The organism is Achromobacter colocynthidis (assembly GCF_057334535.1).
Window position 1 is genome coordinate 310273 of record NZ_JBHFIZ010000037.1, and the last position, 21366, is coordinate 331638.

Sequence of the window (21366 nt, forward strand, 5' to 3'; positions counted from 1 at the left end):
TTTGCCGCGCAGCGCCCTCGCTGCGCCTTTTTATGCCCGCCTTGATGGACATGCTGCGCCCGCTATGCCGGGCGTTTTGCCGCACTGCCTCCCTCCGCACTGCCGCCCCCGCCGCCGCTCTCCTTGCCGCCTTGGTCATGGCCTTGGCGGGCGCCCCGGCACAGGCCGCCCCACCCACGCTGGCCCAATGCAACGGCATCAAGGACCTGGCTTTCGTCGCCCACCTGGATGATGACCTGCTGTTCATGAACCCCGACATTGCCTCCAACGTCGAGGCGGGCGGCTGCGTGCGCGTCATCTACCTGACCGCCAGCGACGCCGGCGAAGGCGAGCCCTACATGCTGGGCCGGGAACGCGGCGTGCGCGCGGCCTACGCCTACATGGCGCATAAGCCCGACGTCTGGAAAGCGGACTCGGGCATTGCCGCCGGCCGCCAGATTGCGCGCTTCACCTTGCAGGACAATCCGCGCGTGCAGCTGTGGCACATGCGCCTGAAGGACCCGTGGCTGGGCAAGGGCTGGGGCAGCCTGACGCCGCTTAGCCGCACGGAATCCGAGCCCGGCCAGAACGTCGATACGCTGGGCCCCTATCCCGAGACTTACACGCGCGAACAGTTGGTCGACACCCTGGCCGAATTGATCCGCCAATATGCGCCCACCACCGTGCGCCACCTGGACGACACCATCGTCGTGCCCTACACCCAGTTGTGCTGGCGCTGCGCGGGCCATGGCCACCCGGACCACATCGCCAGCGCACGCTTGGCGCGCGAGGCCATGCTGCGCGTGCCCGGCAACTACGCGGAAACCGGCTATATCGACTACCCCAGCCAGGAACGCGCCACCAACCTGACCGACTCCGAAATCGCCAGCAAGTCGGTGATCTTCCAGCACTACGCCTGGAACGACTACCACTATTGCGCCGGCCCCAGCGGCTGCAAAGAACCCGCCGGCCCCGCCGCCGCCTGGGTGCAACGCGCCTATTACGTGTCGCGCCAGGACATCGCGCCGCAGTTGTACCCGGATGGGCGCGGCGGGCTGGTCGTGTTTGCCGCGGGTGAAACCAATGCCGCCGTCAACCGCTGGGACTCCGGCCAACGCCGCTGGCAAAGCCTGGGCGGGCGCACCACCGGGCCTGTGGTCTCGTTCGCCCATGCCGACGGCACGGCCGGCCTGATGGCGCGCGACCCGCTGGGCGGCGTGTGGGCCAACAAGCAACGCCACGACGGCACCTGGCAGGGCTGGCAAGCGCTGGGCGGCCTGCGCGTGACGCAGATTCCGGCCGTGGCGCCGCGGGGCGAAGCCGCCGCCGTGGCGCTGGGCTATGACGGGCTGCTGCACTGGATTGCGCCGTCCGGCATCGACGGCAGTTGGGGCACCTGGCAGGCCCTGCCGGCGCTGGACGGCGCCACCGGGGCACCGGCCGCCGCGCGTGGGGCGGATGGCCGCTACGTCGTCTTCGCCAACACCGCCGAGGGCAAGCTTTTCTACACCCGCCAACTGCCGGCCGCCCCCGGCAAGCAACCCGCCTGGCAGCCCTGGCGCTCCGTCACCGCGCCGGTCGCGGCAGGCGGCCTGGCCGCCATCCGCAACCAGGAAGACCGCGTTGAACTCTATTTCCGCGAGCGTGGCAGCAACCATCTGACCAAGCTGGTGGAAACCGGTGACACCACCGACCTGAACATGGACTGGAACGCCCCCACCGACCTGGGCCTGCCCTTCATCGGACGCCCCGCCATCCAGGCCGACGCGCGCGGCAACGTGATGCTGGCGCTCTTGGAACGCTCGGGCGGCCCGCTCTGGCTGGTCGAACGCGGCATCCCCATCAAGCTGGACGCCGACGCCGCCTCGCCCCCCGCGCTCAACATCATCGACGGCACGGTCTACGTCGTGGCCCGCAGCGCGGGCGGTCCGCAACGCTATCAAGTGCTGTCACGCCGCAACGGCGCCTGGGCGGAACGCCTGACGCTGGACGGTGTGCCGGGCAGCGGCGGCGGCCCCTTCGCCACGATGGCGGCCCGCCCGGCCGACCTGCCTAATCTGGGCGCGAATGCGGCAAACCAAACCGTCGTGGTCCGCCCATCGGGCAGCGACACCGGCACGCTGACGGTGGAACGCATGCCGACCCAGGCATCACGACCCGCCACACCGACGGCGGGCGGCGCCATGTCGACGGGCATGGCGGCAAGCGCCACTAAGCAGGGCGCCACTGCCTCGGGCGCCCCTCTGCCGGGCGCTTCAGCACGCACCGCCACGGTCACGCAGTAGTCACATACCGGTCACGCAGGGGTCTCGTCCCCTTGCGGCCCGCCCCCTGTACTGTCTTCCAACAGGTAACTGGCCAGCCCTTCCACTTCCCTGGCCACTTCCTGCCAAACCCAGCGGATCACGCCGATGGCCTGTTTCTCGGCCGGGTCGCACTCCGCGCAGCGCAAGGCGTCTTCAATGGCCTCGTCCAGCGCCTGTAGCGCCGTGTCCGGCAGCGGGCAGGGCCGCGCGTAGGCTTCGCTGCGCAGCGCGCTTGCCATGCAGCCGATGCGCTGGCGCAGGGCGTCAGCCACGTCGTGCAGCGCCGGCCCCAGTCGGTGGCAGGTGTGGGTGGACAAGGTGAAACTTCCCGCCCGTTCCATAAGCGGCGCCGTGCCCCACAGCCCCTCTACGTACTCATGCAGCCGGAAAACCGAGGCGCGCGAGATCACCAAGTCCAACGGAAACGAGCAGGCTTGCAAGGCCATGTCGCGGGCGCGCGAATGCGAGCGCGCCATGCCGGGCCATTCGTGCAACCGTGGACGCTGGCGCGCCTCGTTGAACGCCGCCGCCCAATCCATCAGCATGTCGCCATAGGCCTCGATGGACGCCGCCTGATTCAGGCGGGCGCTGCGCCGGGCCGACAGCGGCAGCACGGCCACCGCCGCCAGAATGCCCGAGGCCGAACCCACGCCGATGGCCAGCCCCTTGTCGATGGCTCCGCCCAGGATGTCGCCGTTGGGCGTGACGGTCAGTATGGTGACGGTAACCAGGCTGTAGCTCAGCATGGGCCAGCGAATCGACAGCACCGCGGCGGCGCCGACACCAGCCACGATGCTCCAGGTTTCGCTCACCCCCCATACGTCCGCCAACAGCACCAGCGAGACGCCCAGCACCACGCCAAGCAGCGCCCCAAGCATGCGCGCCGATGCCTCGCCCACGGTGCCTTCCACGCTGGCGCGCACGACGAACAACGCAGAGAAAGCGCCCCACGAGATCTCCGGCATGCCGCGCCATCGCATCCATAAACAAGCGAGCAGCACAGCCGCCACGGTCTGCATGGGCAGCCGGAATGCGTCCTCTCCCATAAGGGCGCGGCAGCGGGCGGTAGTGGTCAGTAGTCGGGAAACCAGGGAGGGACGGTCGGCGTTGATCTGGGTGGGCACAGGGTGAGTCGGCACGGGAAAAATACAGGTCAGCGGATGCAGTTTTCATGTCTCAGCAAGTGCCGTGCCTTACGCGATCACATTGACACCGACGAAAAGTCCGTGAAATATCAGCAGCTCAATGGCACACGCCTTCTGCCGCTGTCGTTGATCTGCTTCATGTAGGCCCATTTGATCCGCCGGGTTAGGCAACACCGCAACACCCCGCGGTTGCTTCAACGATCTATCCACGGAGTGTTGAACATGGCGACACAGCAAGCTCTCTCATCCAGCCTGGCCGCGTTGCTCGTGGCGGCGGCGGCAGCGGTAAGCACTACCCCGGTCGCGGCGCAGGAAGCGCGTAAACCCAACATCATTCTTATCGTGTCCGACGACACCGGCTACGGCGACCTTGGCCCTTACGGCGGCGGCGCGGGCCGTGGCATGCCCACGCCCAACATCGACCGGCTGGCCAAGGAAGGCATGACCTTCTTTTCGTTTTACGCACAACCCAGTTGCACGCCGGGGCGCGCGGCCATGCAGACCGGCCGCATTCCCAACCGCAGCGGCATGACGACCGTTGCGTTCCAGGGCCAGGGCGGCGGCCTGCCGGCAGAGGAATGGACGCTGGCCTCGGTATTGAAAACCGGTGGCTACAAGACATTCTTCACCGGCAAGTGGCACTTGGGCGAAGCAGACTATTCGCTGCCCAACGCCCAGGGCTATGACGAAATGAAGTACGCGGGCCTGTATCACCTTAACGCCTACACCTATGCGGATCCCACCTGGTTCCCCGACATGGATCCAGAACTGCGCGCCATGTTCCAGAAGGTCACGCGCGGCGCGCTGTCGGGCAACGCGGGCGAAAAGCCGCGCGAAGAATTCAAGGTCAATGGGCAGTATGTGGACACGCCCGTCATGAACGGCAAGGAAGGCGTGGTCGGCATTCCTTTCTTCGATCGCTACGTGGAAAAGGCCTCGCTGGACTACCTGGATCGCAACGCCAAGTCCGAACAGCCCTTCTTCATGAACATCAACTTCATGAAGGTCCACCAACCCAACATGCCGGACCCCGACTACATCGGCAAGTCGCTGTCGAAAAGCAAGTATGCCGATTCGGTCGTGGAACTGGATGCGCGCATCGGGCGCATCATGGACAAGGTGCGGGCGCTGGGCCTGGACAAGAACACGTTGGTCTTCTACACCACCGACAACGGTGCCTGGCAGGACGTATACCCCGACGCGGGCTACACCCCGTTTCGCGGTACCAAGGGCACCGTGCGCGAAGGCGGCAACCGCGTGCCGGCCATCGCGTGGATGCCCGGCAAGATTGAACCGGGCGCCAAAGATCACAGCATTGTGGGCGGGCTGGACCTGATGGCCACCTTCGCGGCCATGGCCGGCATCAAGCTGCCCGTCAACGACCGGGCCGACAAGCCCATCGTGTTCGACAGCTATGACATGTCGCCGGTGCTGTTCGGCACGGGCAAGTCAGCGCGCAAGGAGTGGTTCTATTTCACCGAAAACGAACTATCACCGGGCGCCATCCGGGTGCGCAACTACAAGGCCGTCTTCAATCTGCGGGGCGACAACGGCGTGAAAACTGGCGGCCTGGCGGTCGACACGAATCTGGGTTGGAAGGGGCCGGAGTCCTATGTGGCCGCCGTGCCGCAGGTGTTCGACTTGTGGGCCGACCCGCAGGAACGCTACGACATCTTCATGAGCAACGTCACCGAAAGAACGTGGACGCTGCCCACGATGAACGCGGCCGCCGCCGAACTCATGAAGACCTACGTGAAGTACCCGCCCCGCAAGGCGCAAAGCGAGGTCTATAACGGGCCGATCACGCTGTCGCAGTACGGGCGGTTCCAGTACATACGCGAGAGCCTGGCGCGCGACGGCTTTACCTTGCCGATGCCCTCGGGGAACTGATCGCACGCCGCGCAGCGGCGCCCGCGTTACGCCACGTGCGGCGCGGGCGCCAGGCGGCGCACGACTTGCAGCACATCGGCGGGCTCGGCCGGTTTGCGCAGGTAGGCCGCATGGCCTTCGCAAGCCGCGCACACCTCGTGTTCGGGCCGGCCGCTCAGCACCAGCACGGGCGTTTCGCTCAGGTAGGCGTTTTCGCGCATGGCGGTCAAGAGCGCGCCACCGTGCATGCCCGGCATGGAAAAGTCGGTGATCACCAGGTCCGGGCGCACCGCCAGCATTTGTTGCAACGCGGTCAGGCCGTCGGTGTGCGTCGTGACCTCGTAACCTTCGTCGCCAAGGAACTCGCTCAACAGCTCGATCAGCACGGGCTGATCGTCGACAACAAGAATTTTCGTCATGGTGTTCAATGCCACATGGCGCGGCGTTGGTATGTTTGGTCGCCCGGGCCAGGTCGCCAGCGCCATCGTGGGGCGGCAGAACGGCAAGGGGCGGGAAAAGGCCTGCGTCGCTTCATGGACTTCCGGCGCTTGCAAGCGTACGCGGAAAGCGCAGGACGGCGGGCGGTATAAGGCGGAATCCTAGGGCATGCGCGTCGTTCATGTAGGAAGGAATTGTATCGGGACGAAACGGACCGGCGGGCGCGTTAAAACCCCGTACCGGCTCATCAGGACACATCTATGGTTGGATCGCAGGTTCGAGTCACCCTGTCGTTGATCGCCCCGACGCTGGTGCTGATCTTCGGCATTACATTTATTGGCATTTGGTGCGTCTACCGGCGTCGTACCTATCTCTTGCATCTGGCCACGGGCTGCGCGCTGTTTGCCGCGGGCGCGGTGAGCCAGATTCTGTATGTGCCGCGTGACTCGGGCGCCAATGCGCTGGTGTCCGGCATGCTGTACACGGTGGCCGTGTGCGCGGCCACACAAGGCATCTTGAACCGAGTAGGCCGGGGGTTGCCGTGGCGCGCCTATGCCGTGTTCTGCGCCGCCATCATGGTGGCGCTTTGGTACTTCTTCTACGTAGACCGCAACTTGCTGGTGCGCGTCTATGTGCTCAATATCGGCTTTGGCGGTTTGCTCTGCGTGGCCGCCTTGCGCATGCGGACGGCGGCCACGGGCAGGCGGATCGACACCGCGCTGTTTGTCGTGCTGCTGGCGTTCGGGCTGCATTTCCTGCCCCGCACCTTGTTGAGCATCGGCGTGCACGCACCCAGCGGGCCGCTCGCTTTCGCCGATTCCCCGTTCTGGCAGTGGTTGCAGCTATCGCTTGCCGTGTTCAGCGTGGGGCTGGCGATTACGCTGCTGCTGGCGATTGCCGCCGACACCATCGAAGAGGTGCGGCATGAAGGCGAAAAAGACTGGTTGACCGGCTTGCTCAACCGCCGGGGTTTCGAAGCGCGCATGCGCCCCTACCAAAACGGCGGCCCAGACCCCGCCGCGCTGATCGTCTGCGACGTAGACCATTTCAAGCGCATCAATGATGTGTACGGGCATGACGGCGGCGACGCGGTGCTCAAGAACGTGGCGCGCGTGCTGGCGTTGTCCGTCCGCAAACGTGACCTGCTTGGCCGCATAGGCGGCGAGGAGTTCGCCGTTTATCTACCCGCCACCGACTTCCAGGAAGCCTTGCATTGCGCCGAACGATTGCGCGCCGCCGTGGCCGACACGGTGCGCGCCCCCGACCAGGCCACGCCGGTCACCATGAGCCTGGGCGTGGCCGCCGCCATCGGCACCGAAAACTGGGAATCCTTGTTCCGGCGCGCGGATGAAAACCTCTACGCCGCCAAGCGCGCGGGCCGCAATCAGGTCGCGGCTTGAGCCGCTACCCCCACGTGCGGATGGCGGCCCACGCCTAGCTCTGCGGCGCATCGCGAAACGAACGCTGGTGCGCCGTGCCGCCCGCCGCGCTCAGGTTGTAGGCGGTATTGACCAGGCCGATATGCGAAAACCCCTGCGGAAAATTACCCACCAGCCGTTTGCGCGCCACGTCGTACTCTTCGGCCAGCAGCCCCAGGTCATTGCGCAGCGACAGCAGGTGGTCGAAGAGGCGGTGCGCGTCGTCCAGCCGGCCCTGCATGATGTAGGCATCGGCCAGCCAGAAGCTGCACGCCAGGAACGCGCCCTCATCGCCCGGCAGCCCGTCGTCGCTGTGTTGCGTGGAATAGCGCAGCAACAAGCCGTCGCGCAGCAGCTCACGTTCGATGGCCTGCACGGTGCCCGTCACGCGCGGATCGTCCGCGGGCAAGAACCCCACTTGCGGAATCAGCAGCAGGCTGGCGTCCAGCGCCGTGCCGCCGTAGTACTGCACAAAGGTGTTGCGTTCCGCGTCATAGCCGTTGGTGCAGATGTCGTGGCGGATCTCGTCGGCAAGCGCGCGCCAGCGGTCCACCGGCCCTTCCAGGCCAAAGCGCTCGCAGGACTTCACGGTGCGGTCCAGCGCCACCCAGCACATCAGCCGGGAATGCGTGAAGGCGCGGGTCGGCCCCCGCATTTCCCAGATGCCGTGATCGGGCTGCCGCCATAGTTCTTCCAGCGGCGTCAGCAACACCTTCTGCATGCGCCACGCTTCGGCCAGCGGCGCCAGTTCCGCCACGCGGGCCGCGTGCAGCGTCTCGATCAGTTCGCCATAAACGTCTAACTGCATCTGCCCCGCCGCGGCGTTGCCCAGGCGTACCGGCTTGCTGCCTTCGTAGCCCGGCAACCACGGAATCTCGTGTTCCGGCAGCCAGCGTTCCCCCGCGATGCCATACATGATCTGCAATTGGTTGGGGTGCCCCGCCGCCGCGCGCAACAGCCACTGCCGCCAGGCCTCGGCCTCTTCGCGGTAGCCGGCGTTAAGCAGCGCGTACAAGGTCAGGGCGGAATCTCGCAGCCAGCAATGGCGGTAGTCCCAATTGCGGCTGCCGCCCAGTTGCTCGGGCAATGACGTAGTGGGCGCCGCCACGATGCCGCCCGTGGGTTGAAACGTCAGCAGCTTCAGCGTGATCAGCGACCTGACGACCGCGTCGCGCCGCTGCCCCGGCCCGTTTTTCCAATGGCAGCGCTTGGCCCATTCATGCCACCACGCCACCGTGCGATCCATGCTTTCCTGCCGGTCCGGCACAAAGTGCGGCGTCTTGTGCGACCGGTGATAAGACAAGGTGAACGGCACGCTTTCGCCTTGGCGCACCGTGAAGGCCGACTCTGTCTTCATGTCGTGCCCTGCCAGCGGAACACCCGTGTGCAGCTCGACGGCATCAGGCCCCGCGATGGCGCTAAGCCCGTAATCGCGGCGCCGCACCCAGGGCACCGCCTGGCCGTAGTTGAAGCGCAGGGTCAGCGCCATGCGCATGTCCACCTGGCCCGACTCGCCCTGCACGATACGCACCACATCCACGCGTTCTTCGTCGTCGCTAAGCGGCATGAAGTCGTAGACGCGCACCACCCCACCGGGCGTTTCATGGCGGGTTTCCAGCACGGCGGTATCGGGCAGATAGCGACGCGTGGTGGCGTGGCCCGCGCCGTCGGGCGCCAGCCGCCAGCAGCCGTGGCTGTCGTCGCCCAACAAGGCGGCAAAGCAGGCGGGGGAATCAAAATGCGGCAGGCACAGCCAGTCGATCGAGCCGTCGCGCGCCACCAGCGCGGCCGACAACATATTGCCGATCAAGCCATAGTCTTCGATGGGTTTGGACATGGCTTAGCCCGCCCCACGAAATTCGGGGTACAGCGTCATGCCGCCATCAACGAACAAGGTGGACCCGGTGACGTAATCGGAATCGTCGCTGGCCAGCCAGGCCACCGCGCGCGCCACGTCCTCGGGTTCGCCGATGCGTCCATACGGAATCAGCTTGAGCAATTCCTTCATGCTTTCCGGCGTGTTCCAGGCCGGCGCATTGATGGGCGTGCGGATGGCGCCCGGCGCCACGGAGTTAACGCGGATCTTCATCGGCGCCAGCTCTTGCGCCAGCGACTGCATCAACAATGACACGCCGCCCTTGGACGCCGCGTAGTTCGACTGAAACGCCCACGGAATGACTTCATGGACCGAGCTGATGAAGATGATTTTGCCGGCGGCTTCGCCTGGCGGTGGTGGTGGCGTCCGATTCAAGAACATCCGGGCCGCCGCGCGGGCGCACAAAAACTGGCCGGTCAGGTTGGTGTCGATCACCTTCTGCCACTGCGCCAGCGTCATGTCCTGAATGGCAGCGGGCTGTTCGATGCCGGCGTTATTGACCAGGATGTCCAACCCCTGAAAGTGATCGGACGCCGCGCGGAACAAGTGCTCGACGTCGTCCTCGCGGCTGATGTCGGCCGGGGCCGCAACGGCCTCGCCGCCCGCGCTGACAATCTCTTGCACCACCTCGGCCCCGCGCCGCGCGGAGTCCTCATTGGGGCGATGGTTGACCACCACCTTCGCCCCCGCCGCCGCCAGCACCAGGGCAATGCCACGCCCAATGCCGGAATTCGCGCCCGTGACGATCGCCACGCGCCCAGACAGATCCACTGCATGCCGCATGTTGTTCTCCGATGCTGTTGCCCCACGCTTGCCGCTTTCAAGCGGACCGTTGACGCCCGCTGTCCAGGACCAAGGGTCAGCGTAGTCCTGAAGCAGCGCAAAATTCAACGGGGTCAGCAATTCTCGTTCCCGCCACCCGCTTGTCGGGGCTGGCAAGACAGATAGCCTGCTGTACAGTAATTCACCCTTCCCACCCGCTCCGGAGATCCGGCCATGGAATTCGTGATACCCAGTACCGCTGATTTGACGCTGTTCATCAGTGCCGCCCTGGTCTTGCTGGCCATACCCGGCCCGGCGGTGCTCTACATCATTACCCAATCGGTCGAGCAAGGCCGCAAGGCGGGGCTGGTGTCGGACCTGGGCATCCACACGGCCACGCTGGTGCATGTGCTGGCGGCGGCGTTGGGCTTGTCCGCCCTGCTGGCGTCTTCGGCGCTGGCGTTCAGCATCGTGAAATATGCGGGCGCGGCGTATTTGATCTGGCTGGGCCTGAAGAAAATTCTGACGCGCCCCGTTCCCGCCGCGCTGGACGCGCCGCCCAAGGCGCGCCGCTATGGCCGCATGTTCCGCGACGGCTTCATCGTCAACCTGCTCAACCCCAAGACGGCCCTGTTCTTCCTGGCCTTCCTGCCGCAATTCGCTGACGTCAGCCGGGGGCACGTGGCTTCGCAGGTGCTGTTCCTGGGAATGGTGTTCGTCTTGCTGGGCCTGCTTAGCGACGCTTGCTATGCCATGGCGGCCAGCGCGGCGGGCCGCTGGCTGCGCCGCAGCCGTGCCTACCTGCACTTTGAACGCTATGTGGGCGGCGCCATGCTGATTGCGCTGGGCATCACGGCGGCGCTGGCGGGCAATAACAGCAAGAAGTAATCGCCAGCGGCGGGGCTAGCTCTCGCGGATCAGCGTCGTCGAAAACTCGTAGCGTCCGGCCGGATGATGCGAGCAGGACACTTCGACGATTTGGCCGGCTTGGTCCTTGTAATGCCGCAGGATGAACAGGCCCGGCGATTCCGGCACCGCGTCCAGTTCTCGCGCCACGGCGGCAGGCAAGGCGCACGCGGATATCGTCTGCTCGACGGACGCGATGCGCCTGCCGTAGTGTTCTTCGATCAGTTCCGACACCAGGCGGTCCGGATGTTCGCGTGCCAGCTTGCGCACGCCTTTGTAGTGCGCGTCCACGTACAGCTCAGTCCACACGACCGGCGGTTGCCCTTCGGCGCCCCGGGTGGATGAAAACTTCAACCACCGGGTGCCAGGCCCCACCCCCAGCCGCACGGCCAGTTCCACGTCCACCACGACTTCCTGAATCTGGCGGATGCTGCGCGGCGTGCGCGCGGCCAGTTGCACCAGGTCTTCCAGCGAACGCAGCGACTGGCTGAAACCAGCCTTGGACCGGGCGGCGATGACCTCCGTGCCGCTACCCCGGCGACGCGCGATCAGGCCCAGGTCCTGCAACTGACGCAGGGCGGCGCGAACGGTATGGCGGCTGGCCTCGAATTCCTCGGCCAGCGCATTCTCGGCGGGCAATACCGTGCCCACGGGATAGACCTCGGCCGCGATGCGTCGCGCCAATTCTTCCGAGATACGGGTGTACAGCGTGATGGACATGGCAAGGGGGGAAATGACGACACCCCGCATTCTATCTGCTGCCCCGGCACTGGCCGGAGCTACGGGTAATCCCCGGCGTTGACGTCCCCTTTTGCGCCTGCTTAAATGTACGTACAACTTTTATAGAGCGTACATTTATGCCCGTTTCCGTCCTTGAATCCGCCTTGTTCAAAAACATGTTCGGCACCGCCGCGATGCGTGCCGTGTTCGACGATGCCGCCACGGTGCGGCGCTATGTGGAAACAGAGGTGGCGCTGGCCCGCGTGCAGGGCAAGCTGGGCATCATCCCCGTCGCGGCGGCCGACGCCATCGCGGCGCGCGCCGACGCCGCCGCCCTGAACATGGACGAACTTCGCGCCGAAACCGAGATCGTCGGCTACCCCATCCTGCCGCTGGTACACCAGTTGTCGCGCCAGTGCGGCGCGGAAGGCGAATACCTGCATTGGGGCGCCACCACGCAAGACATCATGGACACCGCCACCGTCCTCCAGGTGCGCGATGCCTTGAAGATCATCGACGAAGACCTGGCGGCGCTGGACGGCATCCTGGACGCGCTGGCGTTGCGGTATCGCGATACGCCGATGGCCGGCCGCACCCACTTGCAACACGCGCTGCCCATCACCTTCGGCTACAAAGCCGCCGTCTGGCTGCTGATGGTGCGCCGCCATCGCGAGCGACTGGCCCAACTGCGCCCGCGCGTGCTGATCGGCCAGTTTGGCGGCGCGGCCGGCACGCTGGCATCCCTGGGCGACCAGGGCTTGGCAGTACATGCGGCGTTGATGCGGGAATTGGATCTGGGCGCCACACCCATCACCTGGCACGTAGCCCGCGACGGCTTGGCCGAGACCGTGCAATTTCTTGCGCTGGTCGCCGGCTCGCTAGGCAAGATCGCCGTGGACATCATGCTGATGATGACGAACGAACTGGGCGAAGCCTTCGAGCCGTTCGTGAAGGGTCGCGGGGCGTCCAGCACCATGCCTCAAAAGCGCAATCCGATCTCGTGCGAACTGATGTGGAGCGCGTCCAAGACGGTGCGCCAGCATGCCGGCCTGGCGCTGGACGCCATGCTGCAAGACTTTGAACGCGCCACCGGGCCATGGCACATCGAGTGGTCCGCCGTGCCGGAAGCCTTTGTGCTGACCGCGGGCGCGCTGCATCAGGCGCGCTTCATGCTGGGTGGTCTGGAAGTGGACACGGCCCGCATGGCAAGCAATCTGGATCTGTCTGGCGGACTGATCGTGGCCGAGGCCGTGATGATGGGCCTGGCGCCGCACATCGGCCGCCAGACCGCGCACGACGTCGTGTATGACGCCTGCCGCATTGCCGCCACCACGCGCGGCCGCCTGGCCGATGTACTGAAAAAAGATGCGCGGGTCACGCAGCGCTTGGCCGACGACGCCATCGAACGCCTGTGCGACCCCGCCAATTACCTGGGGGCTGCCCCCAAGATGGTGGACCAGGTGCTGGCCCACCCCTACACCGGGCCGGCCTGAACGGCCGCCTTTTCTGATTCATAAAAAGACAACAGCACAACGGAGACAAGTCATGAAGAACTGGATGGCGGCACTGACCGTCGCGGGCGCGTTCGCCTTGCCGATGGGCGCGCAAGCGCAAGACAACTACCCTTCCCGGGCCATAACCTGGATCGTTCCCTTTGCGGCCGGCGGCCCCACCGACGCCATGGCGCGCAACGTGGCGAACCGCGTTGCGCAAGAACTGAAGCAGACCATCCTGATCGAGAACGTGGGCGGCGCGGGCGGCACGATCGGCGCGGCCAAGGCCGCCAAGTCCGCGCCCGACGGCTACACCTTCCTGGTGGGTCATATCGGCTACATGGCGGCGGCGCCGTCCCTCTACGCCCGTTTGCAATACGACCCGGTAAAAGACTTCCAGGCCGTATTCCGCTTTCCCGACACACCGCTGGTGCTGCTGGTGGGAGAATCGTCGCCCTATAAATCCGTGTCGGACCTGATCGCTTACGGCAAGCAGCATCCCGGCAAGCTCAACTTCAGCAACGCGGGCGTGGGGTCTACGTCGCACCTGGTGGCGGCCATGTTCACCAGCCAGGCCGGCATCACCGTCACCCCTATCGCCTACAAGGGCGCGGGGCCGGCGCTCAACGACCTGATGGGCAATCAAGTGGATGCCATGTTCGACCAGACCAATACGGCGTTGCCGCAGACGCAGGGCGGCAAGGTTCGGGCGCTGGGCCTGACCTCCGCTGAGCGCATGCCGCAGTTTCCGAACGTGCCCACCATGGCGGAAAAAGCGATACCGAACTTCCAGGTGTCCACGTGGTACGGCTTGTATGCGCCCAAGGGCACGCCCGACAAGGTGGTCCAAACGATGTACCAAGCCTGGCAGAAGGCGCTGGCCGACACCACGTTCACCGGAAAGATGGTGGAACAAGGCATCAAGCTGCTGCCTGCCGATCAGTACGCGCCTGCCGCCTTCCAGCAGTTCACCGCCGACGAAGGCAAACGCTGGGCGCAGGTGATCAAGCAAGCCGGCATCACCTTGCAGTAAGGATGAGCCATCATGCGCGTCGTCGCTGCCACGGATATTGAATCGAGTATTGCCGACGCGTTGCAGGCCATCAGCCACACGCATCCGGCGGACTTCGTGCAAGCCCTGAAGGCGGCGCACGCGGTCGAGAGCAAGGCGGCGGCCCGCCATGCGCTGCTGCAACTGCTGATCAACAGCAAGCTCAGCGCGCAAGCCCGCCGACCCGTCTGCCAGGACACGGGCGTGGTGCACATCTACGTCAGCATGGGGATGGATGTACGCATCCAGCATGACGGCCCGGGCCCCACGCCCAGCCTGCAAACCATCGTCAACCGAGGCGTCGCCCGCGCCTACGGTTGCGCCACCAACCCACTGCGCGCGTCGATGATTCAAGACCCGCTCGGCGCACGCCGCAACACCCGCGACAACACGCCCGCTGTGCTGCAAGTCGACCTGGTCGAAGGCGAGGAACTACGCTTGACCGTCGTCGCCAAGGGCGGCGGCGGGGATGCCAAGACGCGCTACGCGATGCTCAACCCCAGCGACTCCGTTGCGGATTGGGTGGTGTCGCAATTGCCGGGCATGGGTGCGGGCTGGTGTCCGCCCGGGGTGCTCGGCCTGGGCATCGGCGGCACGCCTGAACAGGCGGTTGCCCTGGCCAAGCGCGCCTTGTTTGCGCCCATCGACATGGCGCAACTGCTGGCGCGCGACGCCGGCAGGCCCGACACCCGCGACGCCAGCGCGCCCGACATGCTTACGCCCGAAGAACAGCTACGCATCGAGGTCTACCAACGGGTCAACGCGCTGGGCATCGGCGCGCAGGGCCTGGGCGGCGACACCACGGTGCTGGACGTGAAGGTCGCCACCGCGCCCTCGCACGCCGCGTTGTTGCCGGTGGCGCTGGTACCCAACTGCGCCGCCACGCGCTTTGTGTCCTTCGACATGCCCGCTGCCGGACCCGCGCGGGTTCCGCCGCCCGACCCAGCAACCTGGGGCGGCATCCCGGACGCGCTGCCCACGCAGGAAGGCAGACGGGTAAACCTGGACACCCTCACACAAGCCGAAGTCGCCACCTGGGCGGCCGGTGAAACCCTATTGCTGTCGGGCAAGCTGTTGACCGGGCGCGACGCCGCCCACAAACGCATGGCCGACCTGCTGAACCAGGGCGCCCCCTTGCCGGTGCCGCTGCGCAATCGTGCGCTTTACTACGTGGGGCCGGTCGACGCCGTGGCCGGCGAAGCCGTGGGGCCGGCAGGGCCGACCACCGCCACACGCATGGACAAGTTCATGCCGCAACTGCTGGCGGACACCGGCTTGCTGGTGACGATAGGCAAGGCGGAACGAGGCCAGGTAGCCATCGACGCCATCAAACAGCATGGCGCCGCATACTTGAGCGCGGTCGGTGGCGCCGCCTATCTGGTGGCGCGGTCCATCACGTCGTCCCGCGTGGTGGCGTTCGCGGACCTGGGCATGGAGGCCATCCATGAATTCGAGGTGCGCGACATGCCGGTCACCGTTGCGGTGGATGCCTTGGGCCGAACCACGCATGCGGTCATCCACATTGAGGTGCAGCGGTAAACACTTTGTGGCAGCATGCCGATCCATGCAGCCGGTGCGGCAGCCAAAGCAGGCAAGCCGCACGGCTCGCGCCCCATCACCACGGAGTGTCACTCGTATGAAACTGAAGGCCTTGACCCTGGGTATTCTGATTGCCGGCGCAGGCGCTGCACAGGCGGCGACGGTAAAGGAAGTCTTCAACGGCGCCATGTTGGGCACGGATCAGCGTTACTTTGAGTCGATCGCCGGCGTGCCCCGCGAATCCTCCGGCAAGGACCACGTTTTCGTGGTGCAGAACTGCCAGATCACGGCGACCATCGGCAACGGCAAAGTGTCAGCGCTGCGCATGGAATTGGCCAAGGGTTGCGAGGCCGACCTGCGCAGCTTCATCGGCGAAGATGCGCCCCGTGCCGGGCAGACGATCACCCCTGGCGTATTTGGCCGGGGCCAGCGCTACACGGCCGACTGCCTGACGCAGTGCGGCAACGCGGCGGACCCGTCGGCCTTCGCGCTGTGGACGGCGCCGCGCTCGTCGGGCGGCATGGAAGTCTTGATGGAAATGGTGCTGGCCGGCGACAAGGCACTGGACGCCGCCGACCAATGGGAAGCCCAGATGAAAAAGGCCGCGGGCGTGGACTACGTGCTGAACACCAAGTTCAACTGCGAAACCCGCTTCGACGACGCTGCCGCCGCCGCGTTCAAGGACGTGCCGGTCAACGCCATCACGATCGGCTACGGCTTGCCCACACAGCGCTGCCAATAGAGCGCAGCCAACAAAGTGGTCTGGTGGTATCCCGAAATGTGGCCTGAATAGACCAGCCACCCCCGCCCTACACTTTCCGCTTTCCCTCCCGGCCGGCAATCTATTGGATGCCGGCCAGGCGCCTTCAAAGTGTGGAGTGATTTCATGAACCCATCGCCGGCCGGCCTGCGCGCCGCCGACTTTTTCTCGCCGACCGTCGCGGCGCGTATTTCCGTGCTGGTGAATTACGGCGGCACGTTCGTGCTGGTGTTCCAGGCGGCCGAACTGGCTGGGTTGACGCCGGGGCAGACCGCGTCGTGGGTATGGGCGGTTTCCGTGGGGGTGGGCGTCACGGGTGCTTGGCTTAGCTTTCGCTACAAGGAACCGATCATCACGGCGTGGTCCACGCCCGGTGTTGCGTTCCTGGCCACGGTGATGCCGTTCACGCCGTATGGCGAAGTGATCGGCGCCTATATTGTTTCCGCGCTGGGCTTTGTGGTGCTGGGCATGTCGGGCGCCTTTGAAAAGCTGGTGCGCCTGATTCCGGGCGGCATCGCGGCGGGGCTGTTGGCGGGCATTCTGCTTCAGTTCGGCGTCAATGCCTTTGGCGGCGCCAGCGTCGACCCGCTGCTGGTGATCGTGCTGGTAATTGCCTACGCACTGCTCAAGCGGTTTACCTCGCGCTTCGCCGTGGTCGGCATACTGGTGATCGGGCTGGCGATGCTGATCGTGCAAGGCCGCATCGATTTTTCCGCCGTTCATTTGAGCCTGGCCACGCCGGTATTCGAGATGCCCCGGTTTTCGCTCAATGCCTTGCTGGGGGTGGCGCTGCCCTTGTTCATCATTACGCTGACGGGTCAATACATGCCCGGCATGCTGGTGCTGCGCAACGACGGCTTCAAGACCAGCGCCAACCCCATCCTGGTGACCACGGGGCTGGGCTCGTTGCTGATGGCCCCGTTTGGCGCGCACGCCTTCAATGTGGCCGCGATCACCGCCGCCATCTGCACGGGCCGCGACGCGCATGAAGATCCGCGCAAGCGCTACATCGCGGGCCTGGCTTGCGGCGTGTTCTACATCCTGGTGGGCACGTTCGGCGTCACGCTGGCCACGCTGTTCATGGTGCTGCCCAAGGCATTCATCACCACGCTGGCCGGGCTGGCCTTGCTGGGCGCCATCGGCGGCAGCCTGGCCAACGCCATGGCCGATGCCCGCACCCGCGAGACCGCGCTCATAACCTTTCTGGCTACCGCCGCGAACGTGACCATGCTGGGCGTGGGTGGCGCGTTCTGGGGGCTGGTGGCCGGTTTGACCGCGCACCTGCTGATTCACGGCGGGCACCGCACGCTGGTCGGCAGCACGGCCAAGTCCTAGGCGCGGCGGGCGGTCAAGACGACGGCGCTTCTGCGGCTACCTGCTTGCCGCTACCGTCTCTGCGACAAGGCTTTGCGCAACCGCAGCACCGCCGCCTCGATCTCGTGCTCCGCCAGCGACGCATAGCCCAACAGCCATCCTTCCAGCCGCTCCGCGCCCGCATACAAGCGGCTGATGCCCGGCAGCACCAGGCCGGCGTCGGCCGCTTGCCGGATGGTCTTGGCTTCGGACCATCCCGGCTGCAACAAGCACGGCACCTGTAGTCCACCCGGCGGCTTCACCGCGGTGGCGATGCCCGCCAGATGCCGGCCGATCGCATCCAGCATGCACGCCCGGCGCGCCGCATACAGCTTGCGCATCGCGCGCACGTGCGCGTTGTAGTGCCCGTCTTCCATGAAGCGCGCCAGCGTCAGTTGCTGCACCTGCGGCGTATGGCCGTCCATGATGCTGCGCGCCCGCGCGAAGGCGCTGACCAACTCGCGCGGCAACGCCATGTACCCCATACGCAGTCCGGGAAACAGCGTCTTGCTGAAGGTGCCCAGATACAAGGTCCGTTCAAACTGGTCCACGCCCTGCACGCAGGCGGTGGGCACACCGTCGTAGTGGAATTCGCTGTCGTAGTCGTCTTCGATGATCCACCTGCCCTGCTCATGGGCCCAGCGCGTCAGCATCAGCCGACGTTCCAGCGACAAGGTGGCGCCTGTTGGATATTGATGCGACGGCGTCACGTAAACGCAGTGGGCGCCGCTTTGGTCCTGGCGCAGCAGGTCCATGCGGATGCCTTGCGCGTCCACGTCGATCGGCACGACTCGGGCTTGCGCGGCCTCGAACGCCTTGCGGGCGCCGAAGTAACCAGGGTTCTCCATCAGGATGGGGCCGTCCGCGTCCACCAGCAATTGCGCGCACAGGTACAGCGCCTGCCGGGTGCTGCTCAACACCAGGATCTGGTCCGCCGAGACCCTGGCGCCGCGCTCCAGGTTCAGATAGGCGGCAATCGCGCGGCGCAGCGGTTCCGCGCCTTGCGGGTCGCCATGCAGCAACGCGCTGTCGCGGTGGTCCTTCACGACCTGGCGCTGCAAGCGTTCCCAGACTTCGGTGGGAAACGTGCGCGTTTCAGGCAGGCCGGTGGCGAACGCCTTGACGGCCTGATAGTCCGCCACGCCACCGCTGTCATGGATCTTCTTGCCGCGCTGGCTCAGGCCGGACCCAGCCAGTGCTGCCGGAGTCTGCGCGCCGGCAACGCGACGCGGAGGCATGCGCCGGCCCGCCGCGCCTTGCAGAACCGCGCCTACCGTGTCGGACACGTAGCTGCCCGAGCCTTCACGCCGGACGATGTAGCCATCGCGGTGCAACTGCACATAAGCGTTTTCGACGGTGTCGCGCGCGACCCCCAGGGACAGCGCCAGCCCGCGCGTGGCGGGCAGTTTCACGCCGGCGCCCAAGGCCCCGTCCAGGATCAACGCGCGTAAGGCCCGCTGGATGCGCTGGTGCAGATCCAGACGCTGAAACTCGGCGTCGCCCATCCGCATCTTGAGCGTATCGAGCTCAAACGTTTTTACCGTAGGGTGCGGTCTCGTTGCCATGCCAGGGTGCCGATCGGGGAAAAGGCGTCAACTTTACCCCGCCGCAGGCCATCGGATCATGGCGCAGCGTATTTCCCGCCCGACCGCCCTGCGGGAATCAATCAGGGCGCTACCTGATAGCCGCGCTGCTGCATGCAGCTGGCATACGCGGAAGACGCCTGGCTCGCGTCCTGCCTGTCGTCGCGGCGGTCCTGGCGCTGGCGCGAGCCGCCCACGACCGCGCCGGCCACTGCCGCGTCCTTGGCCTGGTTCTGTCGGTATTCCTGCTTGACGTCGTCGTCCATCCGGTCGTAGGCCTCTTCATGTTGCCGGCCGCGCGCGCCGGCCACCGCGGCGCCTGCCGCCGCGCCTGTCGCGGCGCCCCGGGCACGGCCGCCCGACGGCGTGCTGTCCGCGCTGCTGGTGCCGCCGGACTGCCCCTGACACGCGGCGATGTCCTGTTGCATGAGTTCGGAAGATTGTCCTTTCAAGGGCGTGACGGTTTGTGCCGTGGCGCTGAATGCCAGCGTCGAAAGCAGAAAGGCAGCGCAGGGAATGATGGATTTTTTCATTGAAAACTCCACACTTTCGGTTGGTAACCCTGGAGTTTTCAATGTAGCCCCGCCTACCGCGCGGGTGCGGGCAGCGGGATACCCAAGATTGGGTATGGCGAATTTGTCAGCAAGTGTCATACCCGCCGGCCGCAGGCAACACGGCCGGCTTCGCATGCTAGCCTCACGCTATCTCCCGCCCTACTTCCAGAGATGAAATCCTTTCTCCAGTCCGAGAAATTCCTGCTGCTGGCGTTCGCCGTTGCCGCTGCGGGATACGCGCTTGATACGCAGCTAGGCGGCTACGGAAAGCTGGTCAGCACAATCGAAACGGTGGTGTTGATAACCGCAATTCTTTGCGCATCGCTTAGCGTGGCGCGCCACGCCGAACGTATCGCGCAAAGGCTGGGTGACCCCTACGGCAGCATGATCCTGACGCTGTCGGCGGTCTTGGTGGAAGTCATCGTGCTGGCCATCGTGTCGTCCAAGGGTGGCTCGCCCACGCTGGTGCGCGACAGCATTTATTCAGCCGTCATGCTCGACATCAACGGCATCCTGGGCGTGGCGGCGCTGATCGGCGGATTCAAGCACGGCGAACAGTCCTACAACGATGATTCCGCGCGCACGTACAGCGTGATGATCCTGACCGCGGTGACCGTGTCGATGATCATCCCCGAATTCGTGCCGATGCCGGACTGGCGTGCGTACAGCGCCTTCACCATCGTGGCGATGCTGCTGCTGTACGGCGTGTTCCTGCGCATGCAGACCGGCCCGCACAGCTATTTTTTTAGCTACAGCTATCCCGAGAAAAAGTCGCGCAGCAACCTGCCCGCCGCCACCCCAAGCAGTTGGCGTCCTTCAGCGGCGGTGATGGCGGCCGGCATCATTGCGGTTGGCGCCCTGGCCGAACTGATGTCGCATTCGCTGGACCGCAGCTTGAAGGGCGTAGACGTGCCCATCGGCCTGGTGGCGCTGATTGTGGCGGGCATTTCGGCGGCGCCGGAAATGCTGACCGCGCTGCGCGCCGCCCTGGCCAACCGCATGCAGTCGGTCGTGAACATCGCGCTGGGCGCTTCGCTGTCCACGGTGATCCTGACCGTGCCCGCCATGGAAGCCATGGCCTTGATCTCCGGCCAGCGCATCGACATGGCGATGACACCGGTGCAGACCTTGATGATGCTGGTAACGCTGCTGGTGGCCGCCATCAACCTGAATGACGGCCAGACCAACGCCATCGAAGGCATGACGCACTTCGTGCTGTTCGGCACGTTTCTGATGCTGTTGGGGCTGGGTCTGTAGGCGCGGCGGGCAAGCTAGAAGCGTTGGCGCTTGTCGAACGGAACCTCGGCCTGCGTCGGTTTTTCAAACGATGGCGCCTCGCCATTCAGGTCGGCCACATGAATCTGGGCAAGGCGCGTGGCTTCGTCAATGGCTGTCTGGGCGGATACGTAGCGTTCGTCGATGGCGATACGTTCTTGCGACGGCGCGTCGCCCCCTGACGTCAGGCAGTAGGCGATGCGCCAAGCACCGTTGTCTTCAACCGGCTGTTCAAGCCTGAAATCCCATTTTTTCGTGTCCATGGTTTCTCCTTTGACACCGACCATGCTACTGCGGTCAGGTCAGAGAAAAAGCCGAACGACATCCACTTTGGAAACA

Annotated in this window: 18 protein-coding genes; 10 read left to right on the plus strand and 8 right to left on the minus strand. The window is 65.6% G+C overall.

Annotated features, from left to right (window positions below):
* Positions 1-32: 32 nt before the first annotated feature.
* Positions 33-2264, plus strand: a complete 2232-nt coding sequence (locus ACE04A_RS21205; RefSeq protein WP_485820484.1) for a DUF8189 domain-containing protein — start codon at positions 33-35, stop codon at positions 2262-2264.
* Between the two features lie 11 nt (positions 2265-2275).
* Here ACE04A_RS21205 and ACE04A_RS21210 read toward each other — a convergent pair whose 3' ends face one another.
* A complete protein-coding gene (locus ACE04A_RS21210; RefSeq protein WP_485820485.1) occupies positions 2276-3331 on the minus strand; it encodes an FUSC family protein in 1056 nt (351 codons plus the stop codon).
* Between the two features lie 321 nt (positions 3332-3652).
* On the opposite strand from ACE04A_RS21210, the gene ACE04A_RS21215 reads away from it, so the two are divergent.
* Positions 3653-5320 carry an arylsulfatase gene (locus ACE04A_RS21215; protein WP_448717998.1) on the plus strand — a complete coding sequence of 556 codons (1668 nt, stop codon included), beginning with the start codon at positions 3653-3655 and terminating at the stop codon, positions 5318-5320.
* A 26-nt stretch (positions 5321-5346) separates the two neighbouring features.
* Here the strand turns inward: ACE04A_RS21215 and ACE04A_RS21220 are convergent, their stop codons facing one another.
* The gene (locus tag ACE04A_RS21220; protein ID WP_259249926.1) at positions 5347-5718 is read right to left on the minus strand and encodes a response regulator; all 372 of its coding nucleotides are present in this window, start codon (positions 5716-5718) and stop codon (positions 5347-5349) included.
* A gap of 279 nt (positions 5719-5997) precedes the next feature.
* Here ACE04A_RS21220 and ACE04A_RS21225 point away from each other — a divergent pair, with 279 nt between their 5' ends.
* Positions 5998-7137: a GGDEF domain-containing protein gene (locus ACE04A_RS21225; RefSeq protein ID WP_485820486.1), complete on the plus strand. Its 1140-nt coding sequence runs from the start codon at positions 5998-6000 to the stop codon at positions 7135-7137.
* 34 nt (positions 7138-7171) lie between these two features.
* On the opposite strand, the gene ACE04A_RS21230 is transcribed toward ACE04A_RS21225, so the two are convergent.
* Entirely contained in the window at positions 7172-8992 is a 1821-nt protein-coding gene (locus ACE04A_RS21230) for a glycoside hydrolase family 15 protein (RefSeq protein WP_485820487.1), read from the minus strand.
* A gap of 3 nt (positions 8993-8995) precedes the next feature.
* Positions 8996-9814 (minus strand): SDR family oxidoreductase, encoded by an 819-nt coding sequence (locus ACE04A_RS21235; RefSeq protein WP_485820488.1) that lies wholly within the window; start codon positions 9812-9814, stop codon positions 8996-8998.
* A 213-nt stretch (positions 9815-10027) separates the two neighbouring features.
* On the opposite strand from ACE04A_RS21235, the gene ACE04A_RS21240 reads away from it, so the two are divergent.
* Positions 10028-10681: a LysE family translocator gene (locus ACE04A_RS21240; protein WP_448717992.1), complete on the plus strand. Its 654-nt coding sequence runs from the start codon at positions 10028-10030 to the stop codon at positions 10679-10681.
* Positions 10682-10696: 15 nt separating this feature from the next.
* Here the strand turns inward: ACE04A_RS21240 and ACE04A_RS21245 are convergent, their stop codons facing one another.
* Positions 10697-11449: a GntR family transcriptional regulator gene (locus ACE04A_RS21245; RefSeq protein WP_448717991.1), complete on the minus strand. Its 753-nt coding sequence runs from the start codon at positions 11447-11449 to the stop codon at positions 10697-10699.
* Between the two features lie 107 nt (positions 11450-11556).
* Here ACE04A_RS21245 and ACE04A_RS21250 point away from each other — a divergent pair, with 107 nt between their 5' ends.
* The 5 genes from ACE04A_RS21250 to ACE04A_RS21270 all read left to right on the plus strand — a co-directional run bounded on the left by ACE04A_RS21250 (position 11557) and on the right by ACE04A_RS21270 (position 17597).
* Positions 11557-12912, plus strand: a complete 1356-nt coding sequence (locus ACE04A_RS21250) for a class-II fumarase/aspartase family protein (protein WP_485820489.1) — start codon at positions 11557-11559, stop codon at positions 12910-12912.
* Positions 12913-12964: 52 nt separating this feature from the next.
* Entirely contained in the window at positions 12965-13945 is a 981-nt protein-coding gene (locus tag ACE04A_RS21255; RefSeq protein ID WP_448717988.1) for a Bug family tripartite tricarboxylate transporter substrate binding protein, read from the plus strand.
* Positions 13946-13957: 12 nt separating this feature from the next.
* Positions 13958-15502, plus strand: a complete 1545-nt coding sequence (locus ACE04A_RS21260) for a fumarate hydratase (protein WP_485820490.1) — start codon at positions 13958-13960, stop codon at positions 15500-15502.
* 97 nt (positions 15503-15599) lie between these two features.
* Entirely contained in the window at positions 15600-16244 is a 645-nt protein-coding gene (locus tag ACE04A_RS21265) for a hypothetical protein (RefSeq protein WP_447991307.1), read from the plus strand.
* 144 nt (positions 16245-16388) lie between these two features.
* Positions 16389-17597, plus strand: a complete 1209-nt coding sequence (locus tag ACE04A_RS21270) for a benzoate/H(+) symporter BenE family transporter (RefSeq protein WP_485820491.1) — start codon at positions 16389-16391, stop codon at positions 17595-17597.
* A gap of 50 nt (positions 17598-17647) precedes the next feature.
* Here the strand turns inward: ACE04A_RS21270 and pdxR are convergent, their stop codons facing one another.
* Complete coding sequence (gene pdxR / locus ACE04A_RS21275; RefSeq protein ID WP_448717984.1) at positions 17648-19180, minus strand: MocR-like pyridoxine biosynthesis transcription factor PdxR; 1533 nt, start codon at positions 19178-19180, stop codon at positions 17648-17650.
* Positions 19181-19281: 101 nt separating this feature from the next.
* Positions 19282-19731: a YMGG-like glycine zipper-containing protein gene (locus ACE04A_RS21280; protein ID WP_279996550.1), complete on the minus strand. Its 450-nt coding sequence runs from the start codon at positions 19729-19731 to the stop codon at positions 19282-19284.
* A gap of 192 nt (positions 19732-19923) precedes the next feature.
* Here ACE04A_RS21280 and ACE04A_RS21285 point away from each other — a divergent pair, with 192 nt between their 5' ends.
* A complete protein-coding gene (locus ACE04A_RS21285) occupies positions 19924-21009 on the plus strand; it encodes a calcium:cation antiporter (RefSeq protein WP_485820492.1) in 1086 nt (361 codons plus the stop codon).
* 14 nt (positions 21010-21023) lie between these two features.
* Here ACE04A_RS21285 and ACE04A_RS21290 read toward each other — a convergent pair whose 3' ends face one another.
* A complete protein-coding gene (locus ACE04A_RS21290) occupies positions 21024-21290 on the minus strand; it encodes a hypothetical protein (protein WP_100854614.1) in 267 nt (88 codons plus the stop codon).
* Positions 21291-21366 lie beyond the last annotated feature (76 nt).

What these genes read in the sequence shown, in the direction of transcription:
- ACE04A_RS21245 (WP_448717991.1), bottom strand. Translation starts at nt 11,449, where the DNA reads ATGCGGGGTGTCGTCATTTCCCCCCTTGCCATGTCCATCACGCTGTAC.
- ACE04A_RS21280 (WP_279996550.1), bottom strand. Translation starts at nt 19,731, where the DNA reads ATGAAAAAATCCATCATTCCCTGCGCTGCCTTTCTGCTTTCGACGCTG.
- ACE04A_RS21225 (WP_485820486.1), top strand. Translation starts at nt 5,998, where the DNA reads ATGGTTGGATCGCAGGTTCGAGTCACCCTGTCGTTGATCGCCCCGACG.
- ACE04A_RS21205 (WP_485820484.1), top strand. Translation starts at nt 33, where the DNA reads ATGCCCGCCTTGATGGACATGCTGCGCCCGCTATGCCGGGCGTTTTGC.
- ACE04A_RS21270 (WP_485820491.1), top strand. Translation starts at nt 16,389, where the DNA reads ATGAACCCATCGCCGGCCGGCCTGCGCGCCGCCGACTTTTTCTCGCCG.
- pdxR (WP_448717984.1), bottom strand. Translation starts at nt 19,180, where the DNA reads ATGGCAACGAGACCGCACCCTACGGTAAAAACGTTTGAGCTCGATACG.
- ACE04A_RS21230 (WP_485820487.1), bottom strand. Translation starts at nt 8,992, where the DNA reads ATGTCCAAACCCATCGAAGACTATGGCTTGATCGGCAATATGTTGTCG.
- ACE04A_RS21285 (WP_485820492.1), top strand. Translation starts at nt 19,924, where the DNA reads ATGAAATCCTTTCTCCAGTCCGAGAAATTCCTGCTGCTGGCGTTCGCC.
- ACE04A_RS21240 (WP_448717992.1), top strand. Translation starts at nt 10,028, where the DNA reads ATGGAATTCGTGATACCCAGTACCGCTGATTTGACGCTGTTCATCAGT.
- ACE04A_RS21255 (WP_448717988.1), top strand. Translation starts at nt 12,965, where the DNA reads ATGAAGAACTGGATGGCGGCACTGACCGTCGCGGGCGCGTTCGCCTTG.
- ACE04A_RS21290 (WP_100854614.1), bottom strand. Translation starts at nt 21,290, where the DNA reads ATGGACACGAAAAAATGGGATTTCAGGCTTGAACAGCCGGTTGAAGAC.
- ACE04A_RS21210 (WP_485820485.1), bottom strand. Translation starts at nt 3,331, where the DNA reads ATGGGAGAGGACGCATTCCGGCTGCCCATGCAGACCGTGGCGGCTGTG.
- ACE04A_RS21250 (WP_485820489.1), top strand. Translation starts at nt 11,557, where the DNA reads ATGCCCGTTTCCGTCCTTGAATCCGCCTTGTTCAAAAACATGTTCGGC.
- ACE04A_RS21220 (WP_259249926.1), bottom strand. Translation starts at nt 5,718, where the DNA reads ATGACGAAAATTCTTGTTGTCGACGATCAGCCCGTGCTGATCGAGCTG.
- ACE04A_RS21260 (WP_485820490.1), top strand. Translation starts at nt 13,958, where the DNA reads ATGCGCGTCGTCGCTGCCACGGATATTGAATCGAGTATTGCCGACGCG.
- ACE04A_RS21265 (WP_447991307.1), top strand. Translation starts at nt 15,600, where the DNA reads ATGAAACTGAAGGCCTTGACCCTGGGTATTCTGATTGCCGGCGCAGGC.
- ACE04A_RS21215 (WP_448717998.1), top strand. Translation starts at nt 3,653, where the DNA reads ATGGCGACACAGCAAGCTCTCTCATCCAGCCTGGCCGCGTTGCTCGTG.
- ACE04A_RS21235 (WP_485820488.1), bottom strand. Translation starts at nt 9,814, where the DNA reads ATGCGGCATGCAGTGGATCTGTCTGGGCGCGTGGCGATCGTCACGGGC.